This is a genomic window from Algibacter sp. AS12 (assembly GCF_046736315.1).
In the GTDB taxonomy this organism is placed as follows: Bacteria; Bacteroidota; Bacteroidia; order Flavobacteriales; family Flavobacteriaceae; genus Algibacter_B; species Algibacter_B amylolyticus.
Genome location: NZ_CP151841.1, coordinates 1,588,539 through 1,615,534 on the forward strand (window position 1 = coordinate 1,588,539; position 26,996 = coordinate 1,615,534).

General features: G+C 33.9%; 20 protein-coding genes. 8 read left to right on the top strand and 12 right to left on the bottom strand.

Annotated features, from left to right (window positions below; genetic code table 11):
• Positions 1–21: 21 nt before the first annotated feature.
• From glgB to glgA, 4 genes are read right to left on the bottom strand one after another with little or no spacing between them, the layout of a single operon-like run.
• Entirely contained in the window at positions 22–1,929 is a 1,908-nt protein-coding gene (glgB, locus tag AAFN75_RS06650) for a 1,4-alpha-glucan branching protein GlgB (protein WP_411808819.1), read from the bottom strand.
• A gap of 39 nt (positions 1,930–1,968) precedes the next feature.
• The gene (locus AAFN75_RS06655; RefSeq protein ID WP_411808820.1) at positions 1,969–3,906 is read right to left on the bottom strand and encodes an alpha-1,4-glucan--maltose-1-phosphate maltosyltransferase; all 1,938 of its coding nucleotides are present in this window, start codon (positions 3,904–3,906) and stop codon (positions 1,969–1,971) included.
• Positions 3,907–3,941: 35 nt separating this feature from the next.
• A complete protein-coding gene (locus tag AAFN75_RS06660; protein WP_411808821.1) occupies positions 3,942–5,207 on the bottom strand; it encodes a glucose-1-phosphate adenylyltransferase in 1,266 nt (421 codons plus the stop codon).
• 35 nt (positions 5,208–5,242) lie between these two features.
• A complete protein-coding gene (glgA, locus tag AAFN75_RS06665) occupies positions 5,243–6,445 on the bottom strand; it encodes a glycogen synthase (RefSeq protein WP_411808822.1) in 1,203 nt (400 codons plus the stop codon).
• A 713-nt stretch (positions 6,446–7,158) separates the two neighbouring features.
• Between glgA and AAFN75_RS06670 the strand changes: the two genes are divergently transcribed.
• The 3 genes from AAFN75_RS06670 to AAFN75_RS06680 are packed head-to-tail and all read left to right on the top strand — an operon-like array spanning position 7,159 to position 11,321.
• Positions 7,159–9,513 carry an outer membrane beta-barrel protein gene (locus tag AAFN75_RS06670; RefSeq protein WP_411808823.1) on the top strand — a complete coding sequence of 785 codons (2,355 nt, stop codon included), beginning with the start codon at positions 7,159–7,161 and terminating at the stop codon, positions 9,511–9,513.
• Between the two features lie 17 nt (positions 9,514–9,530).
• Positions 9,531–10,541, top strand: a complete 1,011-nt coding sequence (locus tag AAFN75_RS06675) for a sensor histidine kinase (RefSeq protein ID WP_411808824.1) — start codon at positions 9,531–9,533, stop codon at positions 10,539–10,541.
• Positions 10,542–10,556: 15 nt separating this feature from the next.
• Positions 10,557–11,321, top strand: a complete 765-nt coding sequence (locus AAFN75_RS06680) for a LytR/AlgR family response regulator transcription factor (protein WP_411808825.1) — start codon at positions 10,557–10,559, stop codon at positions 11,319–11,321.
• Positions 11,322–11,438: 117 nt separating this feature from the next.
• Here AAFN75_RS06680 and lepA read toward each other — a convergent pair whose 3' ends face one another.
• The gene (gene lepA / locus AAFN75_RS06685; protein WP_411808826.1) at positions 11,439–13,235 is read right to left on the bottom strand and encodes a translation elongation factor 4; all 1,797 of its coding nucleotides are present in this window, start codon (positions 13,233–13,235) and stop codon (positions 11,439–11,441) included.
• 259 nt (positions 13,236–13,494) lie between these two features.
• Between lepA and AAFN75_RS06690 the strand changes: the two genes are divergently transcribed.
• Positions 13,495–15,954: a hypothetical protein gene (locus AAFN75_RS06690; RefSeq protein ID WP_411808827.1), complete on the top strand. Its 2,460-nt coding sequence runs from the start codon at positions 13,495–13,497 to the stop codon at positions 15,952–15,954.
• 141 nt (positions 15,955–16,095) lie between these two features.
• Positions 16,096–18,591 carry a hypothetical protein gene (locus AAFN75_RS06695; RefSeq protein WP_411808828.1) on the top strand — a complete coding sequence of 832 codons (2,496 nt, stop codon included), beginning with the start codon at positions 16,096–16,098 and terminating at the stop codon, positions 18,589–18,591.
• A 6-nt stretch (positions 18,592–18,597) separates the two neighbouring features.
• On the opposite strand, the gene AAFN75_RS06700 is transcribed toward AAFN75_RS06695, so the two are convergent.
• The 4 genes from AAFN75_RS06700 to AAFN75_RS06715 form a co-directional block, all read right to left on the bottom strand.
• The gene (locus AAFN75_RS06700) at positions 18,598–18,804 is read right to left on the bottom strand and encodes a hypothetical protein (protein WP_411808829.1); all 207 of its coding nucleotides are present in this window, start codon (positions 18,802–18,804) and stop codon (positions 18,598–18,600) included.
• 10 nt (positions 18,805–18,814) lie between these two features.
• Complete coding sequence (locus AAFN75_RS06705) at positions 18,815–19,018, bottom strand: hypothetical protein (RefSeq protein ID WP_411808830.1); 204 nt, start codon at positions 19,016–19,018, stop codon at positions 18,815–18,817.
• Positions 19,015–20,409, bottom strand: a complete 1,395-nt coding sequence (locus AAFN75_RS06710) for a radical SAM protein (protein WP_411808831.1) — start codon at positions 20,407–20,409, stop codon at positions 19,015–19,017. The genes AAFN75_RS06705 and AAFN75_RS06710 overlap by 4 nt, the downstream gene beginning before the upstream one ends.
• A gap of 106 nt (positions 20,410–20,515) precedes the next feature.
• A complete protein-coding gene (locus tag AAFN75_RS06715; RefSeq protein WP_411808832.1) occupies positions 20,516–21,253 on the bottom strand; it encodes a prolipoprotein diacylglyceryl transferase in 738 nt (245 codons plus the stop codon).
• Positions 21,254–21,312: 59 nt separating this feature from the next.
• Between AAFN75_RS06715 and AAFN75_RS06720 the strand changes: the two genes are divergently transcribed.
• The 3 genes from AAFN75_RS06720 to dusB all read left to right on the top strand — a co-directional run bounded on the left by AAFN75_RS06720 (position 21,313) and on the right by dusB (position 24,167).
• Positions 21,313–22,446, top strand: a complete 1,134-nt coding sequence (locus tag AAFN75_RS06720; protein ID WP_411808833.1) for a T9SS type A sorting domain-containing protein — start codon at positions 21,313–21,315, stop codon at positions 22,444–22,446.
• A gap of 70 nt (positions 22,447–22,516) precedes the next feature.
• Positions 22,517–23,167, top strand: coding sequence for a hypothetical protein (locus AAFN75_RS06725; protein WP_411808834.1), 651 nt, complete (start codon positions 22,517–22,519; stop codon positions 23,165–23,167).
• 4 nt (positions 23,168–23,171) lie between these two features.
• A complete protein-coding gene (gene dusB / locus AAFN75_RS06730; protein WP_411808835.1) occupies positions 23,172–24,167 on the top strand; it encodes a tRNA dihydrouridine synthase DusB in 996 nt (331 codons plus the stop codon).
• A gap of 124 nt (positions 24,168–24,291) precedes the next feature.
• Here dusB and AAFN75_RS06735 read toward each other — a convergent pair whose 3' ends face one another.
• From AAFN75_RS06735 to rbfA, 3 genes are all read right to left on the bottom strand, one after another.
• Entirely contained in the window at positions 24,292–25,026 is a 735-nt protein-coding gene (locus tag AAFN75_RS06735) for an SDR family oxidoreductase (protein WP_411808836.1), read from the bottom strand.
• Positions 25,027–25,186: 160 nt separating this feature from the next.
• Positions 25,187–26,392, bottom strand: coding sequence for an ABC transporter permease (locus AAFN75_RS06740; RefSeq protein WP_411808837.1), 1,206 nt, complete (start codon positions 26,390–26,392; stop codon positions 25,187–25,189).
• 71 nt (positions 26,393–26,463) lie between these two features.
• The gene (rbfA, locus tag AAFN75_RS06745; RefSeq protein ID WP_144114843.1) at positions 26,464–26,868 is read right to left on the bottom strand and encodes a 30S ribosome-binding factor RbfA; all 405 of its coding nucleotides are present in this window, start codon (positions 26,866–26,868) and stop codon (positions 26,464–26,466) included.
• Positions 26,869–26,996: the final 128 nt, after the last annotated feature.

Below are 26,996 nucleotides of genomic sequence, written 5' to 3' on the forward strand. Positions count from 1 at the left end.
GCTAAATGAAATTGTGCTTATTTATTTAAATTTAAAAATGGTAACTGCTAGAGGAGGTAAAGTAATTTCTACCGAATACTCTTTACCGTTCCATGGTGCTTTTTTAATGGTTATTTCTTTTTTATTTTTTATACCACTGCCGCCAAAAGCTTTATCATCACTATTAAAAATCTCAACTAGTTTACCTTTTGCTGTAACGCCAATTTTATATTTTTCTCTAACAGTTGGTGTTAAGTTGCAAACAACGACTACATTTCCTTCTTCTTTATAACCTTTTCGTATATAAGAGATTACACAGTTTTCATGGTCGTCGTGACTAATCCACTCAAAACCTTCGCCGCTAAAGGCTTTTTCGTAAAGTGCCGGTGTGTTTTTATAAACCGCATTAAGCGATTTATAATAGTTTAGCATGTTTTGATGGGGTTTAAAATCTAGCAAATTCCAATCTAAACTTTCTTGGAAATTCCACTCGTTATATTGACCAAATTCACTACCCATAAACAATAGTTTTGTTCCTGGATGTGTAAACATGTAGCCATATAATAAACGTAGGTTAGCAAAGCGTTGCCACTCATCACCAGGCATTCTTCCTAGAATAGAGTTTTTACCATAAACGACTTCATCATGCGATAACGGAAGCATAAAGTTTTCGGTAAAGGCATAAGCTAAACTAAAGGTGATTTCGTTATGATGGTGTTTTCTGTAAATCGGGTCTTTAGCAAAATACTCTAAGGTATCGTGCATCCAGCCCATCATCCATTTCATTCCAAAACCTAAACCACCAACAAATGTAGGTTTAGATACCATTGGAAATGCAGTAGACTCTTCTGCAATAGTTTGTACATCTGGAAAGGATGCATATATTTCTTCATTCAATTCTTTTAAGAAGCTTATAACGGCTAAGTTTTCTCTTCCGCCATATATGTTTGGTTCCCATTCGCCATCTTCTCTAGAGTAATCTAAAAACAACATGGACGCCACGGCATCTACACGTAAACCATCAGCATGGTATTGATCCATCCAAAAAACAGCATTACTTATTAAAAATGAGCGTACTTCGTTACGTTCATAATTAAAAATTAAACTTTTCCAATCTTGATGATAACCTTTGCGTTTGTCTGGGTGTTCGTATAAATGTGAACCATCAAAGAATCCTAATCCGTGTGCATCTTCTGGGAAGTGCGATGGTACCCAATCTAAAATAATACCTATTCCGGCTTGGTGTAATTTATCGACCAAATATTTAAATTCTTCAGGGTAACCAAAGCGCGATGTAGGTGCAAAATAGCCTGTTACTTGATAACCCCATGAAGGATCGTATGGGAACTCCATGATAGGCATAAGCTCAACGTGGGTAAAATTCATGTCGCTAACGTATTTTACTAAATCGTCTGCAAGTTCGAAATACGACAGAAAACGATCTTCTTCGGCATGTCTTTTCCAAGAGCCTAAATGGACTTCGTACACAGAATAGGGCGCATCTAAGGCATTATTCTTTTTACGGGTTTTCATCCAGTCTTTATCTTTCCACTTATAATTATCATCCCAAACTATTGATGCTGTATTTGGGTTATGTTCAAAGCGTCTAGCGTAAGGATCTGCTTTTTCTGTTTTAATATCGTTATTATGGCTTTGTATTTTGTATTTGTAAGTAGCGCCTTTTTCAACTAATGGAATAAAACCTTCCCAAATACCACTAGAGTCCCAACGTACATTTAGTTGGTGCTCGCCTTCCATCCAATAGTTAAAGTCCCCTACTACGGAAACTTGTTTAGCTGTTGGCGCCCAAACTGCAAAATATACACCGTCAATTCCATCAACAGTTACAAGGTGAGATCCAAATTTTTCATATAATCTAAAATGCTTTCCAGCTTTAAAAAGGTTAATATCAAACTCGGTAAATAAACTGTGAACTTTTACTTGTGCCATGTTATGTTGTTTATGGTTTTTAGCAATTAAGTGCTAATGTTATTTATTAATTTTAAATATGTGAAAAGGCATAGTAGGATGTAGCTCTACGTAACACCATTCGCTATTCCAATTATAGCGACTATCGGTTATTAAATCGTGCATTTCAAGGTTATGTCCGTGATGAACACCAATGTCGTGCAAAGGAACTTGTACAGTACCTTGTTGCGAGTTGTGAGCATCTAAGCTAATAATTACAAATATTTGGCTGGTTCTGTCGTCATTCCATTTGTAAAACGCCAAAAGGTTATCGTTATCTATATGGCAGAATTTAATATTATTGGTTTGCTGAAGCGCAGGATTGTTATGCCTTATGTAATTTATTTTAGCGATGATTGTTATTAGCTTATTCTTAATGTCCCAATCGTAATGTGTGATTTGGAATTTTTCTGAATTTAAATACTCTTCTTTACCAAGAAGTGATTCTGATAACATATATTCAAACACAGGGCCGTAAATACCAATACTAGAACTTAAAGTTGCAGCAAGCGCATAACGCTGTATGTGTTTAGATTCGTTGGCGCCTTGTAAATGATGCGGGTTAATATCTGGTGTATTTGGCCAGAAATTAGGTTGCATGTATTCTTTTAATTCTGAAGTTGTTAATTCTGTAACATACTCTATAATTTCATGCTTATTTTCGCGCCATGTAAAGTAAGTATAAGATTGTGTATAGCCATGTTTTGCTAGTTGTTTCATGACTTTTGGTGCTGTAAATGCTTCCGCTAGAAAGATAACATCTGGATGCTTTGCTTTTACATTAGAAATAATCCAATTCCAGAAATAGAATGGTTTTGTATGCGGATTATCAACTCTAAATATATTAATACCACAATCTATCCAATACATTAAAATATCTAAACACTCATTCCACAGATTTTTATAATCTTCACTTTCCCAATAAATCGGAAGTATATCTTGATATTTTTTAGGTGGATTTTCTGCATATTGTACCGTACCATCTGGTCGCCATTTAAACCACGATGGATGTTCTTTTACCCAAGGATGATCTGGTGCAGCTTGTAGTGCATAATCCATGGCGATTTCAAGATTATTCTCTTTGGCCTTTTGGATTAGTGATTTAAAATCATCTAAAGATCCTAATTGTGGGTGAATATCTTTATGTCCGCCGTATTGAGAACCAACGCCCCAAGTAGAACCAACATCGCCTTCTTTAGCTTCGGTGGTATTGTTTTTCCCTTTTCTATTTACTTCTCCAATAGGATGAATTGGTGGTAAATACACCACATCGAACCCCATATTTTTAACTCTAGGAAGTAAACGTTCGCAGTCTTTAAAAGTACCATGAACTCCCGGATGCTCTGATGCAGAACGCGGAAAAAACTCGTACCAAGTACTAAATCTAGCCTTTTTTCTATCTACATATACTTGATATTCTTTTGTAGTATTATCAAGTATTTTTACAGGGTTGTTATAGAAAATCTGGTATAACCTATCGTTTGTAGCTTCTGTTATAGCTTCGCCATAACTGTCTTCATTTTTAAATAGTTTGTGAAGATGTTTTAAATAGGCTTTATCATCGGCAGATACTTTATTTAATATGGCTTCAATGTACACAGCACCTTCAAGTAGTTCTGAAGATACATGTTGCCCATCGTTAATTTTTCTAATTAAACCATAGCGCCAGTTTAAAGCATAATCTACCCAAGCTTGTACTTTATATGAATAAAACCCTTGAGTATCGACAGTAAAAGCTGCTTTCCACTCATCATTAGAGGTTAGCGTCATTCTGGTTTCTCTCCAAGCTCGCCCTTTCTCTGGTTTATATAGAATAGAAGCGCCTAAAACATCATGACCATCGGCCATAATATGTGCATCTATATTAACAATTTCATTTATAACACGTTTAATATAAAACTCGCCACAATTAACACTAGGTGAAATGTGGTCTATAACAACTCTTCTTTGGTCTTGCATTTTGATTAATTATAATAAGAAAAATAAAAGGTTATTTATATTACAGTACCTTTTGGTATTGTTACACCGTTTTTAATTACAACAATGCCATCTCTAATACAATACGTGTCGGTTTCTGTATCTTCTAAATGTTTACCTCCATTTATTCTAACATCGTCTCCAATACGGCAATTTTTATCGAGGATGCAGTTTTTTATAAAGCAACGCTCGCCAATACCCATTAAATTTTCAATTTTATTGCTTTGCATATCATCAAGCGACTCGTAATAATCTGCACCCATCATATATGTATTTATAATGGTCGATTCTTTACCAATTCTAGAACGTATGCCTATAACCGATTTTTCAATTTTTGCAGCACCAATAATACAACCTTCCGATACTACAGCCTTGTCCAATGCTGTACCGGCAATTTTTGTTGTAGGTAGCATTCTAGCGTGTGTGTATATTCGTTTGTCTCTATTATATAAATCAAACTTAGGAATATCATCTGTTAACCCTAAATTAGCTTCAAAAAAGGATTCTATAGTTCCAATATCGGTCCAATACCCTTCGTATTGATAGCTTAATGTTTTATGTTTATCAATAGCCTGTGGTATAATTTCTTTCCCGAAATCGTTAGTATCTGGGTTTTTCATTAAATCTACTAACAAATCTCTATTAAATACATAAATACCCATTGAAGCAAGATAATTACGCCCTTGCGATTTCATATCGTCACTAACTTCCGATGTCCAATCTGGTAATAAACTTGCGTCTGGTTTTTCAATAAAAGATGTGATTGTACTCTCGTCATCTGCCTTAAGAATTCCAAAGCCTGTAGCGTCTTTAGCAGTGACAGGAATGGTTGCGATAGAAATTTCGGCTCCACTTTTTTCATGAGCTTCAATCATTTTATCATAATCCATTTGGTATAATTGATCGCCAGACAGTATTAAAGCATATTCAAAATCGTGTTGTAAAAAATGATGCATACTTTGTCTTACGGCATCAGCAGTTCCTTGAAACCAAGTTTTACTTTCTGGTGTTTGTTCTGCAGCAAGTACATCAACAAAGGCACTACTAAAAAAACTAAAATGATAGGTGTTTTTGATATGTTTATTTAATCCGGCAGAATTAAATTGTGTTAAAACAAAAATACGTTTGATATCTGCATTAATACAGTTAGAAATAGGAATATCTACCAATCTGTATTTACCAGCTATTGATACTGCTGGTTTTGATCGTCGGTCTGTTAGGGGATATAGTCTAGAACCTTGTCCACCGCCCAGTACAATGGATAAAACTTTGTTGTTAATCATATCTTTTGGTTTTTATAGTTTGTTTGTTAATTTGTTTATATTATTGATTTATATAGCGATTCAACTTGTTTTGCAATGGCTATCCAGTCGAAATAATCTTCAACACGTTTTCGGCCATTTTTTGCCATAGTTTCTCTTAGGGATTTATCATTAATAACTTTATTAACACCGTTGGCTAAGTCTCTTGAAAATTTATCTGGATCTATAGGTTCAAAAGGCGCTTCGGTTTGTTGTTCTAACGGAATAAGTAATCCAGTTTCTCCATGTACAACAACTTCTTTTATACCACCAACAGCACTAGCAACAACTGCCGTGTTACATGCCATGGCTTCAATATTTATAATACCGAAAGGTTCGTAAATGGAAGGGCAGCAAAATACATCGGCATGCGAGTATAATTGAATAATTTCTTCTTTAGTTACCATTTTATCAATCCAAATAACATTTTTACGTGTTTTTTGAACTTCGGTTACTGCGTCTTTCATTTCTTGTCCAATTTCCGGAGTATCTGGGGCACCGGCACAAAGTACTATTTGCGTGTTTGGATCAATATATTTTATAGCATTTACTAAATGAATAATTCCTTTTTGGCGGGTAATTCTACCCACAAAAAGCACGTAAGGTTTAGTTTTATCTACACCATATTCATCTAAGGTAGAAGTTTCTGGTGTGGTTATATACTGTTGCAGGTTTATACCATTGTATATAACATGTACTTTACTTTCATCAACATCAAAATGTTTTAAAACATCTTCTTTAGTTTCTTCGGAAACCGCAATAAGGGCATCGGCCATTTCAATAGCTGTTTTTTCTACCCACGATGAGGCATCATAACCTCTACCTAATTGCTCACGTTTCCATGGGCGCAAAGGCTCTAAGGAGTGCGTTGTAATTACCAATGGCGTGCCGTAACATAGTTTTGCAACAATACCTGCAAAGTGAGCGTACCAGGTATGGCAATGCACTACGTCGGCATCAATAGGCTCTGCATTCATTTGTATACAGGTGCTTAAAGTTTTAAAAACAGACTTTAGTTTATCCTCGGCACCATCAAAAACAGGGTTTTCAAAAGGGTAACCTTTAACCTTTAAGTTGCTTGATGCAACATCTTGATCTCCAAAACACCTTACATCCATTTCAATTAATTTAGCCAACTCTTCAGCTAAATATTCAACATGTACGCCTGCGCCACCATAAACATATGGCGGAAATTCTCTTGTGTAAAAAAGTGCTTTCATAGTAAGAAAAAATGTATAAAAAAGTATTTAATTGATGCAAAAAAATGAATTATGATATTTAGAAATAACTTTTCATTATGATTAATTTAAAAAATTACCAAAACTATTTTTTAAAGGATAGTTTATTGAAAATCAAGTAAAAGTCGTTTAAAAAAATACTAATTTGTTAATAACAATTATTGCGAAAAAACGCAAAAAGAACATAATTTGCAAATTAGGCAAATAGCGATTATTAAAGTGTTTATCGCACGTTTAATACTTAATCCTATTTACTTTGTTATAAACATACAAAATATTTATTAACATTTTTTGAGATGTTTTATTTTTATGAAAAAAAAGGTGTTTCTATAATTAAAAGAGATTATCAATAAAAAAAATATAGAAAATAGCTTATTTGGTTTTAATCATTCAACCAAAAACACGAATACGGTTATTAATGTCATTGAAGATAATCTATTTTAATAAATTATGATTGTCAATTTTATAAAAATTACTTCTTTAAATGTCAATCTTCTAATAACGGCTCGTCATTATATATTGTTAAGTTACCTTTACTTAGCAAGATTACCTTGTTTTTTTTAGTTTTACCTCTGTTAACCTTTGTCATTAAAAAAAGTAATATTCAACCTTTTTTTAACCCGATTCGGCAGAAATAATTTCAAATTACTAGATAATGGTTATAGGTTTGTCTCATTAATTTAAATCAAACAGTTATGAATGTGCTCATCAAAATCATTTTAATTTTTCTTTTAAGTAATGTTTCATTAAGTGCTCAAAATCAAATTTCAGGTTTAATTTCAGAAAGCAATCAACCTTTAGAGTTCGCAAATGTTATTTTGTATGATAGTTTATCTAAGGAAGTTATAACGGGTGTTATTTCCAACGAAAGAGGAAATTATCTTTTTACAGATATAGAAAATGGTACCTATTATATTAGCGTTTCTATGTTAGGCTTTAAAACTAAAAAATCAGAGCCATTTGAGCTTTTAGCTAATAAAACATTGGACTTTAATCTTATTGAAGAAAATGAAAATTTAGATGAAGTTGTTATTAAAAGTAAACGCCCTGTAATAAGACAAACAGCAGAAAAGCTTATTGTAGATTTAGAAAAATCTGAGATGATTAACGCCAACCTACAAGATGTTATGAAAGGCGTTCCTGGAATTTTGGTTACCAACAACGGTATTAGTTACGCTGGGCAAAGTAATATTAGAATCCTTATAAATGGAAAAACTACGGATTATATGGATATGGACACCTTATTACGCGATATGCCAGCAGATAATATTGCTAAGGTAGAATTGGTAGAGCAACCCGGCGCAGAATTTGATGCCGAAGGCTCGGGACCTATTATTAATATCATTTTAAAGAAAAACGTTAAACTAGGCACACACGGTAGCGTTAACACTTGGTTTGGTGAAGATGAAGGTTTCGAGTATGGCACAAGCGCCTCTATTGCTAGTTATAAAAACAAACTAAATTGGCAAGCAAATGCGGGGTATTCTGCACCTACATGGCGCGAAGATTTATTTCTTAAAAGAAGTATTGGAGACGAAACTTATAACCAAGCTACAATTGAGCCATACGATCCTAAAAGTTTAAGAGTCAGTGCAAGTATCGATTATTATTTAAATGATGCACACTCGGTAGGTATATCGGTTAGGAAAACCAATTCCAATTCAGATAGAGATTCTCGAAGCACTAATACGATTACAACACCAAGTACAACCGATTTATTACTTTCTAAAAACAGTTTTAACCGCGACCAAGAGGTTTTTAATGTAAACCCTTACTATGAGTTTAAAAATGACGCGCATAAGTTTACAGCCGATTTTAATTTTGTGGATTATAAAAACGATAACATTAATACTATTTCGTCGCTTCCAGAAAGTACTATCGAGTATACAAACCAACAATATTTACAAGATGCTAAATACCAAATAAAGACCTATAAAGCGGATTATTCTAGACTGTTTTCTGATGATTTTAAATTAAGCTTTGGGCTTAAAAACTCGCAAGTCAATACCGATAGCGATTTAAAATCTTTTAATGAAAACACTAATGGAGATTTCGATTTTGATGCCAATGCAAGTAATCGCTTTTTTGTGGACGAGCATATATTTGCCCTGTACACCAAATTAAATGTAACCCAAGGCGCATGGTCATTTTCTGGCGGATTACGATTTGAAGATAGTAACACGCAAGGCACTTCTAGTAGTAATAATGAAACCCGAGAGCGTAAAATCTCTAAACTTTTTCCTAGCGCTTCTATAAGCAGAAAATTAAACGACAATTTAGGAGCTAACTTAGCATATAGTTACCGTATTCGTCGCCCTAGTTATAACACACTAAATTCTTTTGTAACGTATTACGATCCCTTATCCTCCGAGGTTGGAAACGAAAACTTGAAACCGTCTTTTACCAACAGGTATCAATTTAATTTAACCTTCGATGGACAACCTTTTTTTACTATTGGTTATAGCGAAACTAAAGATGCCATGTTTCAATTTGTTTCGCAAGACAACGATACCGCACAAATAGAGCGTAAAACTATTAACTTAAACGATAGTAAAAACTGGAATTTTAGGTTATTCGCGCCATTAAGTATTATAAAAGGACTCGAAGGTTATACAGGTTTTATTGTTAATTATAATAAATTTGAGTCTAATCCAAATAATTTAAATTTACAGAAATGGAGTTTAATGTGGTTTACACAAGCTAACTATGAGTTGCCTTGGGAAATTAATGCCGAATTAAACGGAAACTACGGCACAGGTGCTTTAGAAGGCGGTATTGATGCCGAATGGTTTGCCGATATAGGATTTTCGTTTAGTAAAAAGTTTATGGACGAAAAACTAAAAGTAAACCTAGGAATTAATAAAGTGCTAAACAGAGGGTTTGTTGGCGTTATAGATTATAATAATTTATATGCCGAAGTCGAGAGTAACCAATCTAGACAAAACGTGCAATTGCGTTTATCTTATAGTTTTGGCTCTAAATTTGGCAAAAAGAAAGCTCGTAAAAATGCCTCGCAAGAAGAGGAAAACAGAATTAACGATAATAATTAAACAGGTTTGTATAAATAATGAATACCAAGCTTAACATATCAGATTTTATAATATTAGGCATCTACTTTAGTATTTCTTTTATTATTCAAGGTATAGATTATTATGATAGAGGCGCCTTATTGCGAGAGTATTTTTTCGATTTCACTATCGAGTTAATCTGCGTTTGTAGCTTAATTCTTTTATTTATCTATTGGCTAATTCCAAAGTTCGTAATGGAAAAAAAATATGTTTTGTTTTTTGCTTTGGCTATAATGCTAATGGTTGCTATTTCGGCAGTAGATTATACTATTGGCTTTTGGTCTGGAGATAACGACTGGAACAAATACCCTAAAGGCCTAAGTTTTGTTTTATTAATGATTAATATAAGTTCGCAACAAATGGCTTTTCCTTTTGCCTTATTGCTAACCAAAAAGTTTTACGAAGGACAGAACGAATTTTTAAAAATTGAAAAACAGCAAAAAGAAAATGAGCTTAAGCTATTACGCTCACAAATAGATCCACATTTTTTGTTCAATAATCTAAATACGCTCGATTCTTTAATAGATAGCAATACCGATAAAGCTAAAGAGTACATTAACAGACTATCCTTAATTTATCGCTATTTAATAAAAACAAAAGATGCTGAGGTTATGGAACTATCGGAAGAGCTACAACTTGCCGAAAACTACATGTTTTTAATAAAAACACGCTTCCAAGACGATTACGATTTTAAAATAGATATCCAAACCAGTATTCAAGATAAGTTTATACCAACAGGCGCCATACAAACCCTATTAGAAAATGTGGTAAAACATAATAAACCGCTTAACGGAAAAGCCATAAAAACCGTTATTTCTATAGGCGAGAACGAGCTAAATATTTGTAATACAAAATCGAATATTCAATCTAAAATCGAATCTTTTGGCACCGGATTAGAAAACCTAAAAGCCCGTTATAAATTACTTTCAGATAAAGAAGTTTTTATAAAAAACACCAATCAAGAGTTTAAAATAACCATTCCAATTATTAAATTAATCGAAGAAAGTTAAATCTAAAATAACATCATGAGAATTTTAATTTTAGAAGACGAAATTCCCGCATATCAAAAACTAGTATCCTTTATAAAGGACTATTTTCAGGACGATATTCCACACGATTGGGCGCGTTCAAATGCCGAAGGCAAACTATATCTGCAAAAAAACACCTATTCCTTTATATTATCGGATATTCAATTGCTAGACGGTTTATCTTTCGATTTGTATAACGAAATAAGCACACAAGTACCAATTATTTTCTGTTCTGCACACGACGAGTATTTGTTTCAAGCCTTTAACACTAACGGTATCGCATATATTTTAAAACCATATACCCAAACGGATTTTAAAAAAGCCATGGAAAAGTATCAAGCCTTATTTCAAAAAGGTACGTATAACATATTAAACAAGAGCACAATTAGCGAGCTTAAATCGGCTTTAAAAGAGGAGCATGCTAACTATAAAAAGCGATTTGTAATTAAAAAAGCAAAAGGTATTCAGCTTTTAAATGTTTCAGAAATTAGTAAAATAGAAGCAAATGGCGATTTTTGTATAGCCACAGATTTAAAAGGAAAACGACATACAATTTCTCAAAACTTGGGCAGTATTCATCAGCAAATACAACCTAATAAATTCTTTAAGATTAATCGAAGCGAAATTATTTGTATCGATGCCATCGAACAAATAGAAAGTCATTTTAAAAACCGCTTACTAATCACCTTAACGGGTATTAAAGACAAGGCTATGACCAGCTCATCCACAACATCCGATTTTAGAAAATGGTTGGAAGAATAATTTTTTTGGCGTTACCACCAGGGTCGGGCTTTACGCTGTATCTTTTTTTGCCATTTATGGCAGCAAAAAAAGGATGCCACTTAAATCCCTAACGCAAGTTATCCGTTAGTTAAGTCGTTAATCATTCAGCTTCAAAACAGCCATAAATGCTTGCTGTGGTATTTCTACATTACCGACTTGACGCATACGTTTTTTACCTTTTTTCTGTTTTTCAAGAAGTTTACGCTTACGCGAAATATCACCACCATAACATTTAGCGGTAACATCTTTACGAAGAGCTTTAATCGTTTCTCTCGAAATAATTTTGGCACCAACAGCTGCCTGAATTGGAATATCGAATTGCTGACGCGGAATTAGTTCTTTAAGCTTCTCACACATCTTTTTACCAATGTTTTGAGCATTATCAGCATGTATTAAGGCAGAAAGTGCATCAACCGTTTGTGCATTCAGTAAAATATCTAAACGTACAAGTTTTGATACTTTCATACCAATTGGATGATAATCAAAAGAAGCATACCCTTTAGAAACCGTTTTTAGTCTATCGTAAAAATCAAATACAATTTCAGCTAAAGGCATTTCAAAAGTTAATTCAACGCGCTCGGTAGTTAAATACGTTTGGTTCATTATAAGTCCACGCTTTTCAATACAAAGCGACATCACGTTACCAACAAAATCGGCTTTAGTAATTATAGTGGCTTTAATAAAAGGCTCTTCAACACGGTTTACAGAGGATGGTTCTGGTAAATCAGAAGGGTTGTTTACAATAAAGGCCTCATCAGGGTTTTTATTCGTGTAAGCATGGTAAGATACATTGGGAACCGTTGTAATAACCGTCATATCAAACTCACGCTCCAAACGCTCCTGGATAATTTCCATGTGTAACATACCTAAAAACCCACAACGGAAACCAAAACCTAATGCCGCAGAACTTTCTGGAGCAAATACTAACGATGCATCGTTAAGTTGTAATTTTTCCATAGAGTTTCTAAGCTCTTCGTAATCTTCAGTATCAACTGGGTAAATACCAGCAAATACCATAGGTTTTACATCTTCAAAACCTTCAACAATATTGGTTGTTGGGTTAGCAAAATCGGTAATGGTATCACCAACTTTTACCTCTTTAGCGGTTTTAATACCCGTTATTAAGTAACCAACATCGCCAGCTTTTACGCTTTGTTTTGCAACTTGAGTTAGTTTTAAAGTACCAACTTCGTCGGCAAAATATTCTTTATCTGTAGCAACAAATTTAATTTTTTGTCCTTTTTTAATTTCACCATTAAAGACTCTAAAATACGTTTCAATGCCTCTAAACGTATTGTAAACAGAATCGAAAATTAAGGCCTGAAGCGGTTCGTCTACATTACCTTTTGGCGCAGGAATACGATCTATAATAGCCGCTAATATATTATCTACACCAAAACCTGTTTTCCCACTGGCATGTATCACTTCCGATGGGTCGCAACCTAATAAATCAACAATATCATCGGTTACTTCTTCTGGATTGGCACTTGGTAAATCTACCTTGTTTAAAACAGGAATAATTTCCAAGTCGTTTTCTAAAGCTAAATATAAATTAGAAATAGTTTGTGCTTGTATACTTTGTGCAGCATCAACAATAAGTAAGGCGCCTTCGCAAGCAGCGATAGATCGAGATACTTCATACGAGAAATCTACGTGACCAGGTGTGTCAATTAAATTCAAAACATATTTTTCACCATTAAGCTCATAATCCATTTGTATAGCGTGCGACTTGATAGTAATACCACGTTCGCGCTCCAAGTCCATACTATCTAGTAATTGCGCTTGTTGCTCTCTAGCAGTTACCGAGCCTGTAAAATCTAATAAACGGTCTGCAAGTGTGCTCTTACCGTGATCTATATGTGCAATGATGCAAAAATTTCTAATGTTTTTCATAGTCAACAATCTTCATAAAAAGATTCTGCAAATATAGATGTTTTAAATGAGGCTTTAATATTCAATACATGGAAATTGTACGATGTAACTTTTTCCAGTGTTTAATTGGGGTTAAAATGTATTTCTTATTTTATTTCTAATGATTCAATTCTAGTAAATAAATTTAAAATAACCTTTCTTTAAAAAAGTACTGTAGGAAATTAAACTATTAGCGACCTTTCAAGTCTAAGTTATTGATGGACTCAATCTAAATACTATTATGTTAAACCAACCATTTAAGATTACAAAGAATATAATACAATTTGTTTTACTTTTAATTTTAACTACAAATTTTTCGCTTGCTCAACAAACACCTACAACCACAACCGAAAAAAAAGGCATTCCAGATATCGAAAAAGTATATCTACATACCGATAGATCCAATTATGTTATGGGCGAAGATTTATGGTACAAGGCCTATTTAGTGTATGCATTTAATAACTTACTTTTTGACCACAGTAATATTTTATATGTAGAATTAATTGCAGCAAATTCTAAAATAATTGCGCGTAATAAAACAAGGTTAGATGCTGGTTTAGGTTATGGCGATTTTAAATTAACCGATTCTTTAGATGTAAAACCAGGAAAATATCAAATTAGAGCTTATACCAATTGGATGCGAAATTTTGACGAAGATTTTGTTTTTACTAAGGAGATAGAAATTTTTGATGTTTTCGATAAAATTAATAAAAGCAGTCAAGATCCATCAATACAAGCCACAAATTTTAAGAATTTAAGTTCGTCAAATAAAAGCGTTATTAACCTGCAGTTTTTTCCTGAAGGCGGTTCGTTAATTGAAGATGTTTTAAGTGTTGTTGCTTTTAAAGCTGTGGATAGTAAAGGCAATCCTATAGAAATAAAAGGTAAAGTTTTTAATAGCGATAATGAACTGGTTACCATGCTAGAAAGTGTGCATGATGGAATGGGGAAGTTTCTATTAACCCCTGAAAAGGGAAAAAGTTATCATGCAAAAATAATAAACGCAAATGACGAAGAAATTTTAGAAGCACCACTTCCAAAAGCTAAGGATCAAGGTTATTTGTTAAGTGCTATAAATGTTAGAGGAAAGGAAATGATAAGCATTAAAACAAATGCAGTAACCATAGCAAACTACAGAAGTGCGCCTGTTAAAATAGTATGTTCGTCGCGTGGGGTTTCCTATTTTGAGGGGGCTCAACCTTTAGGTGAAACCAGCATAACTTTCGAGTTGCCTAAAACAAATTTGCCCGAAGGCATCTTGCAAATAACTTTGTTTGATGCGCTTTCACGACCACAAAGTGAGCGTTTAATTTATATTGAAAAAAATAAAGACCTTAATGTTACCTTAAAAACAGATAAAGAAGTCTATAAACCAAATGAAAAAGTAACCGTTAGCATATCTTCTAAAACAGTAACAGGCGAGGCTGTGCCAGCGAGTTATTCTTTAAGTAGTGCAGATATTAATGGTATGCAAGAATTAAAAGATTTTGGCACTAATATTTGTTCGTATTTTTTATTGGAGTCCGATATTAAAGGAAAAGTACATAACCCTAGTTTTTATTTTGATGAGGATAACCCTAGAAAATTAGCATATTTAGACTTTTTATTATTAACCCAAGGATGGAGAGATTTTTTATGGAAAGAAATGCCTAAAATTAACCCATATAAAGAAGTATTTATTGCAGAAAAAGGGATTACCATTTCTGGTACAGTAAAACAAATTGAAGGCGAAATACCTAAGCCAAATAATACGGTGCTTTTAAATATGTTTAATAAAGGGAAAATGAGGTCTCTTACAGGTTTAACCGATGCAAAAGGTGAGTTTAGATTTGAAAACTTAGTTTTTATGGGACCAACTACAATGATGCTAAATACCCAAGACGAAAAGCGTAAAGAACGTGGTATGTTTGAGTTGGATTCTTTACACTTGCCGCCACTAGTTTCATATTTCACCAAAGATAGTACTGTATTTTCACCAAAAAGTTTGGCAATAAAAAACAATATTTATAGAAAAAATATATCCTTTGGTATTACTGGAGAAACGGTTTTAGATGCCGTAGAACTTACCGGAAAAGGTAAAAGCGAGGTGCCTCAAAGTTTGTATGGCACACCAGATCATAGTTACATTATTGATGAGGATACTCCACATTTTTCAAGTATTTATTTACTGCTTCAGTTTAAAATACCAGGAATACAAGTTAGTGGTACTTCAATTAAATTTGTAGGAAATACTGGAGCTGCACAAATAAGAATCGATGGTGTGCCTTTTGAAGGCGACATAGGATTTATTTATCCAGATGATGTGGCTAAAATAGAATCCATGAATGGACCTAGTGCATCGGTATTTGGATTGGATGGCGTAAATGGGGTCATTCTAATTTATTTAAAAGAAGGAGCGCTTAATAGAAGAAGTAAAACGAAGTTGAAACCACATTCAATAACCAAACAAATAGAAGGCCTTTATGATGCACGTGTTTTTTATACGCCAAACCCAGAAGAACTTTCTTTTGAGATGAATAATAAGGATGCTGTAAGAAATACATTGTATTGGAATGCATTTATTCATCCTGACGAAACAGGAAGCACACAGGTAAATTATTTTAATTCCGAGGTTGAAACCGATGTAAAAGTTACTTTAGAAGGGCTTACGGCAACAGGCATACCTATTGTTGTTAAAACGCAATATGCTGTTAAGAAATAGCGCTGCTATCGTTTTCTTAATCGTACAAGGAAGTCTGTTTTTTAGTACGATTTATTTTATAAGAATTTAAACTTTTGTGTTTTATAAAAAGGCTTAAGTTTAGCTAAAATTAATTATAAATAGAACTAAAAGTTATAATAGATGCACCAATTATTAAAACAAAAATTGAATTATAAAGCCCTGTTTTTTTTACTATTATTGGTAGTGTCAGCACCTTTATGTTCTCAAGGAAAGGAATCTATACCAGAAATAGAAAAAGTATATCTACACACCGATAGAACAACCTATGTTGCTGGAGAATCCTTATGGTACAAGGCCTATTTGGTTTATGCGTACAACCATTTACTTTTTGATCATAGCGGTATTTTATATGTCGAATTAGTGTCGCCAGATTCTAGAGTTGTAGCTCGTAATAACACCAAGTTAATTGGCGGATTAGGTCATGGCGATTTTGAGTTAACAAAATCAAACGGAATAAATAAAATAGGCAAATATCAAATTCGAGCCTATACAAATTGGTCTCGAAACTTTGGAAATGATTTTATTTTTAAAAAAGAAATTGAAATTATAGATGTTTTTGAATCTCAAAAAATTGCAAATAATGCCGCAGCAATATCCAATGCAGGTTCTAATAACACAGTTGAAAATAAAAGGCTAATTACAGAAACGAATTTAGATATTCAGTTTTTTCCAGAAGGAGGACCGTTAATTGAAAATGTATCTAGTGTTGTAGCATTTAAAGCTGCCGATAAAAATGGCAACCCAGTAAATATACAAGGACAAATACTTGATGATAGTAACGAGGTAGTGGCCATGTTTGCAAGTGTGCATGATGGAATGGGAAAATTTGCATTAAAACCTACAAAAGGCCAAAAATATCATGCAAAAATTACAGTGGCTAATACTACAGAAATTGAGATGCCGCTTCCAAAAGTACAAGAGGAAGGCTTTGTTTTGAGTTCACGGAAAATAAAGGATACAGAAATTCTGACTATTAAGACTAATGAACAAACGTTATTAAAACACCCAAATTCTAATTTAACAATTCGTTATGCTTCAAGAGGCATAACGTATTTTGAAGAGGTGGTAACCTTAGCCAAAGGTAGCCTGTCAATCCAGTTACCAAAAGACAATCTACCAGAAGGGATCACTCAAATCACCTTGTTTGATGACGAGGCTCGCCCACAAAGTGAACGCTTAGTTTATATTAATAAAAATCAAAATGTAAATGTTGTTTTAAGTACCGATAAAACCACCTATAGTCCGCGCGAAAAAGTAGTTTTAAAAGTGTTGTCTAAAAATAGTTTAGGAGAAGCGGTTCCTGCAAGTTACTCTATAGCAAGTACAGATCTTAATGGTGTTAAAGACGAAAAAAATTATAGTACAAACATTAGTTCTTACTTTTTAATGGAATCGGATATTCGAGGAAAAATACACAATGCTGGCTATTATTTTGATGCTAGTAATCCTAATAGATTTAGGTTTTTAGATTTGCTACTTTTAACTCAAGGTTGGAGAGATTTTTTATGGAAACAATTGCCTGAAGTTAAAGAAAATCCAATTTATGATGTAGAAAAAGGCATTAATATTAGTGGTCGTGTAAAACAGCTTTTTGGAAGTAAACCAGCCGCTGGTAACACTATTTCCTTAGCTCTTTTTAATAAATCCATAGAATCATTCACAGAAATTACAGACGATTCAGGAAAATTTAGTTTTAACGATTTAGAAATTACTGGTAAAGCACGTATTATGTTAAACACAAAAAATAAAAGAGGAAAAAACGACGGGATGTTTGTTCTCGATTCTATTTTTAATACACCAATAGCTGTCGATTATAAAGCCAATAACGAAAGCGCTAATCTTTCTTCTGATATGAGCCTAGTAGCAAATAACATTTATAAAAAACATATTGACTTTGAAGTATTGCCTGAAAATATATTAGATGAAGTTGAAATTAATGGAAAAAAAAGACCAACTGCCATGAACACAATACATAAAAATTTACTAGGTAATAGTTATGTGGTAGGTACCGAAAATGTACCTTTTTCCAATATATTTCAATTACTAACAGAGGCAGTGCCTTTACTTGAAATTGTAAATAACGAATTAATTAAATTTACCAGAAATAATAGTGGTGCACTAATAGTTATAAATAATATTCGAATTTTAGACCCAAGTCTTGATGAGAACGAACCAAGTAATATATATAATTATTTAAGTTCTTACCAGCCCGATGATATTATAAGAATAGAGTCTGATAATACGGCTGTAGCTTCCATGATGTATGGTGATGCAGGTAAAAATGGTGTAATCCTAATTTACACAAAAGAAAACAAAGATTTTGCAGAAAGTAAAACTAAAAAGGATTATCAATCCATTAAAAAACAAATAGTTGGTTATTACGAAGCGCGTACTTTTTATTCTCCAGATCTAGAAAATACCACCGAAAAAAGTAGAAATGCGGCCATTCGTAACACACTATATTGGAACCCGTATATTCACCCAGATACCAAAGGAAATGCGCAAGTAGAGTATTTTAATACAGCCGTAGAAACAGAGGTTAAAGTTACTTTGCAAGGTATAACTGCTACAGGTATTCCTGTTGTGGTTAAAACGAAGTATAATATTGCAAAGTAAGTGGTTTTACGCCATCATACTACCACAAATTCCTAAGCTTACAATTACATAAACAGCAGCCAGTATAAATAAAACTTTTGCTGCTTTTTTACTTTTTTTAAGTACAGCAAAACCAATAATAGCAAGTAAAATGGCAGGGCCAAACATTATGGCAACAATAAAATATAGTATACCATCTAAATTCATATTTGGGCTAGCAAGTAATTCAATCATATTATAAATTTTAAAGCATTAAACTGCGGCAAAAACCTAAACCAATAATGGCATAAGTTGCTGTTATAATTAAAATAATATTTGATGCTTTTTTTCTTTTAGCTCTAATGGCTAAACCAAGTATTAATAAAAGTACTGGAACACCAGAAGCTAAAAACATAAGTAAAATTATGTACCAACCTAAAGCGTCTGTTTCTAAAAGTAAAGTGATCATACTATATCCTTTCTTAATTCTTCTAATCGCGCTTTTTTATCATCTCTGTAAAACAAATTCATGGTTTCAAAAGGGATAATTTTATTGTCTTTATCTACAATATGTACGCACGATTTTTTAATGGCGCGCACATCAAAGTTATAAGCATCAATAAATTGCATTATAATAACACGAAATAAATTATGGTAACCTAAATTTGGTGCATCAATATTTGGCAAGCAGCACATAATAGATTTTAGGTTTTCTTCTGCTACCTCAACCGAGTTTCCTGTGCTAAACAACTCAATCATTTTATCTTGCAATTGCGAATCTTGCTCGTAAATAATGGTGTTTTTACTGTTGTCTAATAAATCGTTAGGGTTTATATAACGGGTTAATGGGAATACTTCATTATCAAGTTTTAAGGCATAACCCATAACCAAAGCATCGGGATTACAAGGCACTGGAAGCAAATCGTCTGGATTAAAAATATCGGTCTGTTCCATTACTTTTCTGCGCACTTCGGTAAGCGTCATCCTGTCTGTTTCAGGGTTAAAGTTATCTAAACGACCCGCAATTTGTGTAGGCTGTAGCGTAACACCACGCACACATTTTTGCTTTAAAGCATAATCAATAATTTTACCTATTTCGCCATCATTCAACCCTTTTTGTAAAGTAACCACTAAGGTGGTCGATAGGTTTACAGCATTCAAATTTTCAACAGCTTGTTTACGTATATGGTTTAAATCGGCGCCACGAAGTTCTCGTAACACGCTATTTTCAAAAGAGTCGAACTGTAAATAAATTTCAAAATCTGGAGCATAGGTTTTTAGTCTTTCCGCGAAAGCGATATCCTTTGCAATTTTAATACCATTCGTATTCAACATTAAATGCCTAATAGGTAAGGATTTTGCATAATCCAGAATCTCCCAAAACTGTGGGTGAATCGTTGGCTCGCCTCCCGAAATCTGTACCACATCTGGTTCCTTCTCGTTTCTAACAATGGTATCGAGCATGGTTTTAACCTCATCTAAAGTCCGGTGCCTGCCATAAGTTGGAGATGACCCTGCGTAACACGTTGGGCAAGTTAAATTACAACGGTCTGTAACCTCTACCACGGTTAAACAGGAGTGCTGTTCGTGGTCTGGACACAAACCACAATCGTAAGGGCAACCATAATGGGTTTGCGTGTTAAACTTGTATGGCGTTTCGCTAGGCTTATTGTAGTTTCTAATGTTTTTGTAGTACTCAATATCGTCGGCAATTAAAACTTTAGAATTTCCGTGTTCGTTGCAGCGCTTAAGCATATAAACATTTCCGTTTTCAAACACAATTTTAGCATCCACACGTTTTAAACACTCAGGGCATAAGCTTAACGTAAAATCGTAATAGGTATAATTTCTAACTGGCATAATTTAGTTTTTCTATGTTTTGTGCGTTACCACAAGCGGCGGGCTTTCACTACTCGCTCTCTGCGAGGAGTTCAAACAAACCGTTCAATCCTTAACGCTGTGTCCCTCAGCTAAATTTAGCTTTAACGATGGTATTCCTATAATACAGCAAACAAATTATGCATAATATTTGAATGCTACTTAAACCAAATACATAAAATACATTTGGTTTTAAAAACTCTATAAAAAAACGAAAACCAAAATAAAATATCATAAACCATTTAAAGAGGTCGCCACGCTTCAAATTAGCCTTGTTTTTAATCTTTTTCAGTCCAAAAAACAAGACAATTAAAAACACCAATTCGTAAAGCGAAGTCGGGTGTCTTAAAACACCATCGCCTAAATCCATACCAAAAACAGAGTTCGTTTCATAGCCATAGGTAAACTCATTTATTCCGGAAAGAAAACAGCCCACTCTACCAATAAAAATACCTAGAATAATAGGAAACGTAAACAAATCGCCTGACGATTGTTTTTCGCCAATGCGCTTTTTTGCAAATTCTACACCCAGTAAACCACCAAATAAACCGCCCATTATGGTTTTAGTGTTTAAAAGGTTTATGAGGTTTTCTTGAGTAAACTCAATAAGCGGGTTTTCTAAAAAACCAACCAATCGCGAACCAATTAAAGCTCCTAAAGCAGCGCCAAGTATAATAGATAACCTATTGTTACTCGAAATTACATCGGTACTTTTTCGTCTTAAAAATACGTAATACCTAAACGCTATAAAAAAGGCGAGGTATTCTAAAACCAAATGTACATTTATGTTATAACCAAACAGTTGTGGCTCGAAAGGGATTTGCAAAAGCTTAATTTTTTATAAATATATGTGATTTTATGGTACATTTGGAACTTTTAAGACCTATGAAAGATATAATTTTAATACCCTTTTTTATTTTAAACGTATTTGGAGCTTTTGCGCAAATAGCTAATGTTGAAGAAGAGTTTTTGTTGCCTACTAGTTTATCTGAATCTTCGGGTATTATCTATTTTAACAATAAATTGATTACGCATAACGATTCTGGTGGCGAAAACAAACTTTATGAAGTAGATGTTAATACCGAACAAATTAGCAGAACGGTTACTATAAGTAACGCTACAAATGCAGATTGGGAGGATATAACACAAGACGATACATCAATTTTTATTGGCGACATTGGTAATAACAACGGCAACCGAACCAATTTAAAGATCTATAAAATTAGTAAAGCAGATTATACCGCTTCTTCAACGGTTACTGCCGAAATTATAGCATATAGCTATGCCGATCAAACCGATTTTACAGCAAATCCTAATAACAATATTTGGGACGCCGAAGCATTGGTATCTTACAACGCCGATAATTTAATGCTGTTTACAAAAAACTGGGTAGATGGTGTTACCAAAGCTTATTTAATACCTAAACTCCCGGGTTTGCATTCGATAAGTCCACAAGCTACAACCTTAAATAGTAACGGACTTATTACCGGTGGAACCTATAATGAAGCTACAGGAAAACTGTATTTAGTAGGTTATAATCAAGCATTACAGCCTTTTATTTGGGACTGCGAAGGTTTTAACGCGGAAGACGCGTTTTCAGGAACTAACACCCAAACTCAGTTATCAACCTTAGGTCAAGAACAGGCTGAGGCTATCACGTTTATAGATGAAAACAGCTATTATTTAACTTCGGAATCTTTTTCTCAAACTTTTGGAGGTTTTACATTTACAGACGATGCTAAACTCATTTCATTTTCAACTAACGACGAGGTGTTATCAAACACAAAAATTAAAACAAGTAACATGCTGGCACTGTACCCTAATCCAGCAACAAATGTTTTAAACCTTAAAAGTAAAGACGCTTTTTTGTCGGTCGAAATTTTTAATTTGCAATTCAAAAAGCTTTATCAAGGGCAAGAAGCGGTAATAAATGTAGCCACATTTAGTCCAGGTCTTTATTTTGTAAAAGTGCATTTAAACACCAATTTGTTTGTGGTTAAAAAGTTTGTAAAGCAATAGGTATTTGCCTTGGTTGTGTTGTTTTAATACTTCATTGTATATTTGTGCCCAATTAATGTATTTAAAAGTTATGTTTAAAAAATCCCTTGCACTCCTTTTGGTGCTTTTTGTAATGAGTTCTTGCTGGAAAGATAAAAGTCCAGAAGATTTAATTCGTTTAAAAGACAAGTTTAAATCGCAAGTATCAACATTCGAGAGTAAAAAGGAAGTCGCTAATAAAAATGTAACCAAAGGATTAACATCTTTAGGCGCATTAAAAGCAGCTTTAGAAGATGCTAAAAACGAAGATAGAGAGTTTGCAAAAGTTTATGGCGATTGGGAAAAAGTAAACAAACGCGTAAATAACTTAAACAAGGAGTATGAGGATTTAAAAACCAAAGCAGCAAACCTTTTTACTGCCATGGAAACTCAAACCAATAGTTTAAGCGACCAAAAAAGTAGAACCACGCTTTTAAAAGCCATAAACAAAGCAAAATCAAAGTATAACGGTACATTGGCAAATACGGCCGATGCTATTGGCAAACTACGCCTTTTACATAATGATGCTGTTGAGGTTGTAAAAGCGCTTGAGGTTGCTGCAGCTTTAAACTCGTTCGATTCTATAAACGGACAAATGAAAAGCATCGAAGACCGTGTAGATGGTATTATGCAAGAGCTAAACGTTGCTGTTGTAGAAAGCAAAAAGCTTTACGAGAAAAAAATAACAGAATTAGGCGAATAATATTTTGGTAAAAATAGACAACATAGAACTTCCAGATTTTCCATTGCTTTTAGCACCAATGGAAGATGTTAGCGACCCACCGTTTCGTGCTTTGTGCAAAGAACAGGGTGCCGATGTGGTGTATACCGAGTTTGTATCTAGCGAAGGCTTAATACGTAACGCAGCAAAAAGCGTTATGAAACTCGATATTTACGAAAAAGAGCGTCCGGTAGGCATCCAAATTTTTGGAGCTAACCTAGATAGTATGTTGCAAACCATCGATATTGTTGCCGAGTCGAAACCAGATATTATCGATATTAATTTTGGTTGTCCTGTTAAAAAAGTAGTAAGTAAAGGCGCAGGCGCAGGCATTTTAAAAGATGTCTGTTTAATGGAGCAACTAACTGCCGAAATGGTAAAACGCACCAACATACCAATAACGGTTAAAACCAGATTAGGTTGGGACGATAACTCTATACGAATTGTCGAAGTTGCAGAGCGCTTGCAAGATGTAGGCTGTAAAGCCATAGCCATACATGGCAGGACGCGTGCACAAATGTATAAAGGCGATGCCAACTGGAAACCCATTGCACAAGTTAAAAACAATCCACGCATGCACATTCCAGTGTTTGGAAATGGCGATGTTACAAGTCCGGAGCGCGCCATGGAAATGCGAGATGATTACGGTTTAGATGGCTGTATGATTGGGCGAGCAACTATTGGAAACCCTTGGTTTTTTAAACAAGTAAAACACTTTTTTAACACTGGCGAGCATTTAGCGCCCATTTCTTTAGAAGAACGTGTTGAGGCGGCCCGTCGTCACTTACAAATGTCTATCGATTGGAAGGGCGAAGTTTTAGGCGTTTTCGAAACCCGACGCCACTACACCAACTACTTTAAAGGCATACCACATTTTAAGGAATACCGCATGAAAATGGTAACTACCGATCATTCCGAAGATGTTTTTGCAGCCTTCGATGAGGTTCTAGAAAAGTTTGCAGGCCACCAATTTACCGAGTAGTTTGTTTCTATTTATGGCAAATGGCAAGCCACTGCGCTATCCGCTATATCTTTTTTTGCCATTTATGGCAGCAAAAAAAGGATGCTGCTACTATCGCTTTTGCACCAATCTGCTAATGTAGTTTTTAAACCAAAGCGCCGTTTGCACCAATAACCTGTCCAGAAATCCATTTCGATTCATCACTGGCTAGAAACACAACAATATTAGCAATATCAATAGGTTTTGCAAGTCTATTAAAAGCATTCATACTACTTAGCCTATCAATAAATTCATCCGATTTCCCTTTTAAAAACAATTCCGTTTCAGTAGCGCCCGGGGCAATAGCATTTACCGAAATACCGCGGCCAATTTCTTTAGAGAATACACGTGTCATTTGCTCCACAGCAGCTTTAGTTGCAGAGTAAATACCATACGTAGGAAACATTAATTTTGTAGTACTCGACGATACATTTATAATATTCCCGTTATCTGCCAATTTGCTATCAGCCTCCTGTAAGGCATTAAAAACACCACGTACATTTACATCAAATTGGTTTGTAAAATCGTCTTGAGAGTTATCTTTAATTAATTTAGATATCATAATACCAGCATTATTAACCAATACATCAACCTTACCATAGGTTTCTATGGCTTTGTCAAATAAATGCGTAACCTCTGGTTTAATACTAACATCTGCTTTAATGGCAACAGCTGTACCTCCATTTTTTATAATGGTATTCACTGTGTCTTGGGCTTCGGCATCACTATTAGAATAGTTAACTATTACCTTGGCTCCGTTTTTTGCTAATTGAATAGCAATCTCCTTACCAATGCCTTTCGATGCTCCTGTAACAATAATTGCTTTATTATTTAAGCTCATAAGTTTTTGTATTTGAGGTTGAAAATATCATTTTTGGTTTCGTTTTTTTAAATTATAAAAAAAACACCAAACACAATACTTTTTTAGTTGATTTAACTCTTTTTTAATAGTATGATTAAGGCTATTAAAGATTATAGGAGGACTCGCGTAAGTTTAGCTATTAAAAACCTTTAACAAGGCTTTTTGTAATTCGTGCAGATGCAATTTTTGAGGCTACCACACCTAAAACAGAAATGGTTAGAAACACTAAAATAATGTTTTCAAACTTTATGGTAACAGGGTAAGCAAGCGTTGGGGTAATCATAACTAAACTAAATGTTTTTTGCAAACCTGTAATTATTAGTGCCAAAATTAAACCAATAATACCGCCTACAATACTCATTAAACTACCTTGGTAAAAGAATATTTTCTTAATGTCTTTAACTGTGGCGCCTATGTTAAATAAGGTGTTTAAGCTACGTTTTTTATCTAACATCATCATAATTAACGACCCTATTACGTTAAAAAAGGCAATTATCAATACGAGCGTAAAAATAAGATAAACAGCTAAGTTTTCGGTGTTTAACATTTTATATAAGGCGTCGTTTAATTGCGCTCTGTTTTTTAAAATAACTTTGTCGCCTAAAATTGCTTTTATGTTTGCTTTGGCTTGAGTTTCATCTACACCATTGTTTAGTTTAAACTCTAATGCTGTAAATTGATTGGGTTTATAACTTAATAAGTTTCTAGCTAAATCTATTGGCGCATAAACGTAAGCGTCATTTAACTGTTCGTTAATATTAAACACACCCACGCTAATAGCTTTTACAGTATTAAAGGCATTTTTAGTAGATGTTATTTGCGATTTTCCTGGTTTAGGAACATACACCGTTATAGGTTTGCTAAAATCTAAAACGCCTAATGATAAACTGTTTGAAATGCCCCAGCCCAAAACAAGCTGATTCGATTTTTGCTCAAACCAACTGCCATGATCCAACGTCGAATCAATATCCACAACATCTTGAAAATGTTCATCGACACCTTTAATAACAGCAAAGCTATTTTTATCATCGACAGCTAAAAAAACACGTTCTTCTATAATTTTCGAGTAGCTCGCAATATCTGTTAGAGCGTCGAGTTTTAGGGCTTCTTCGGGCGTTAGTCTAAACGATTTTCCCAAGGTGGTTTCAGCTTTTAAATCTGGATCCACTTGGCTAGTAAATTGTAATGTAAAATCTTTTAAGCCTGCAAACCCAGAGAGCACAACAAATAAGGATGCAGACCCCAAAATAACTCCAATAATAGCAATGTAAGTTATAAAGTTTATAGCGTTGTTAGAACTCTTAGAGCGGAGGTAGCGTTTTGCTATGTACAGAGAAACATTCATAATTGTAATATTATGAATTTATAATTACAAAATGAATGTTAAAACAAACCATTAAAAAGGTAATGTAAGACTTAATGTTTTTTTCTTTTATCTAAAATAGAAGGATCCTTTATTGGGTTTTCTTTTCCTTTTAAAGATTTTTCTATTTGGTCTATATATTCTAAAGAGTCGTCAATAAAAAATTCTAAATTAGGCATACGGCGCAGTTGGTGTCTGGTACGTTGCGCTAACTCATGTCGAATTGCAGGTGTGTTAAATTTAATACCTTCTAGTAATTCTTTAGCTTTGTTATTTGGGAAAATGCTTAAATAAACTTTTGCAACGCCCAAATCTACAGTAACTTTTACTTTAGAAACAGAAATTAAAACACCACGCATACCGCCTTCTGTGGCAGCTCTTTGTAATACATCAACTAAGTCGGTTTGTAATACAGATCCTATTTTCTTTTGTCTTTGACTTTCTTCTATGTCGCTCATTATTTAATACCTATTAAAGGTTTAGATTGCAAAAATAACGGTTATTTAAAGATTATGTTACTTTTAGTGCGCTATTTTCGTATTTTGATATGGATTTTAGTTTGAATTCAGAGATTTCCCTTTTTAAA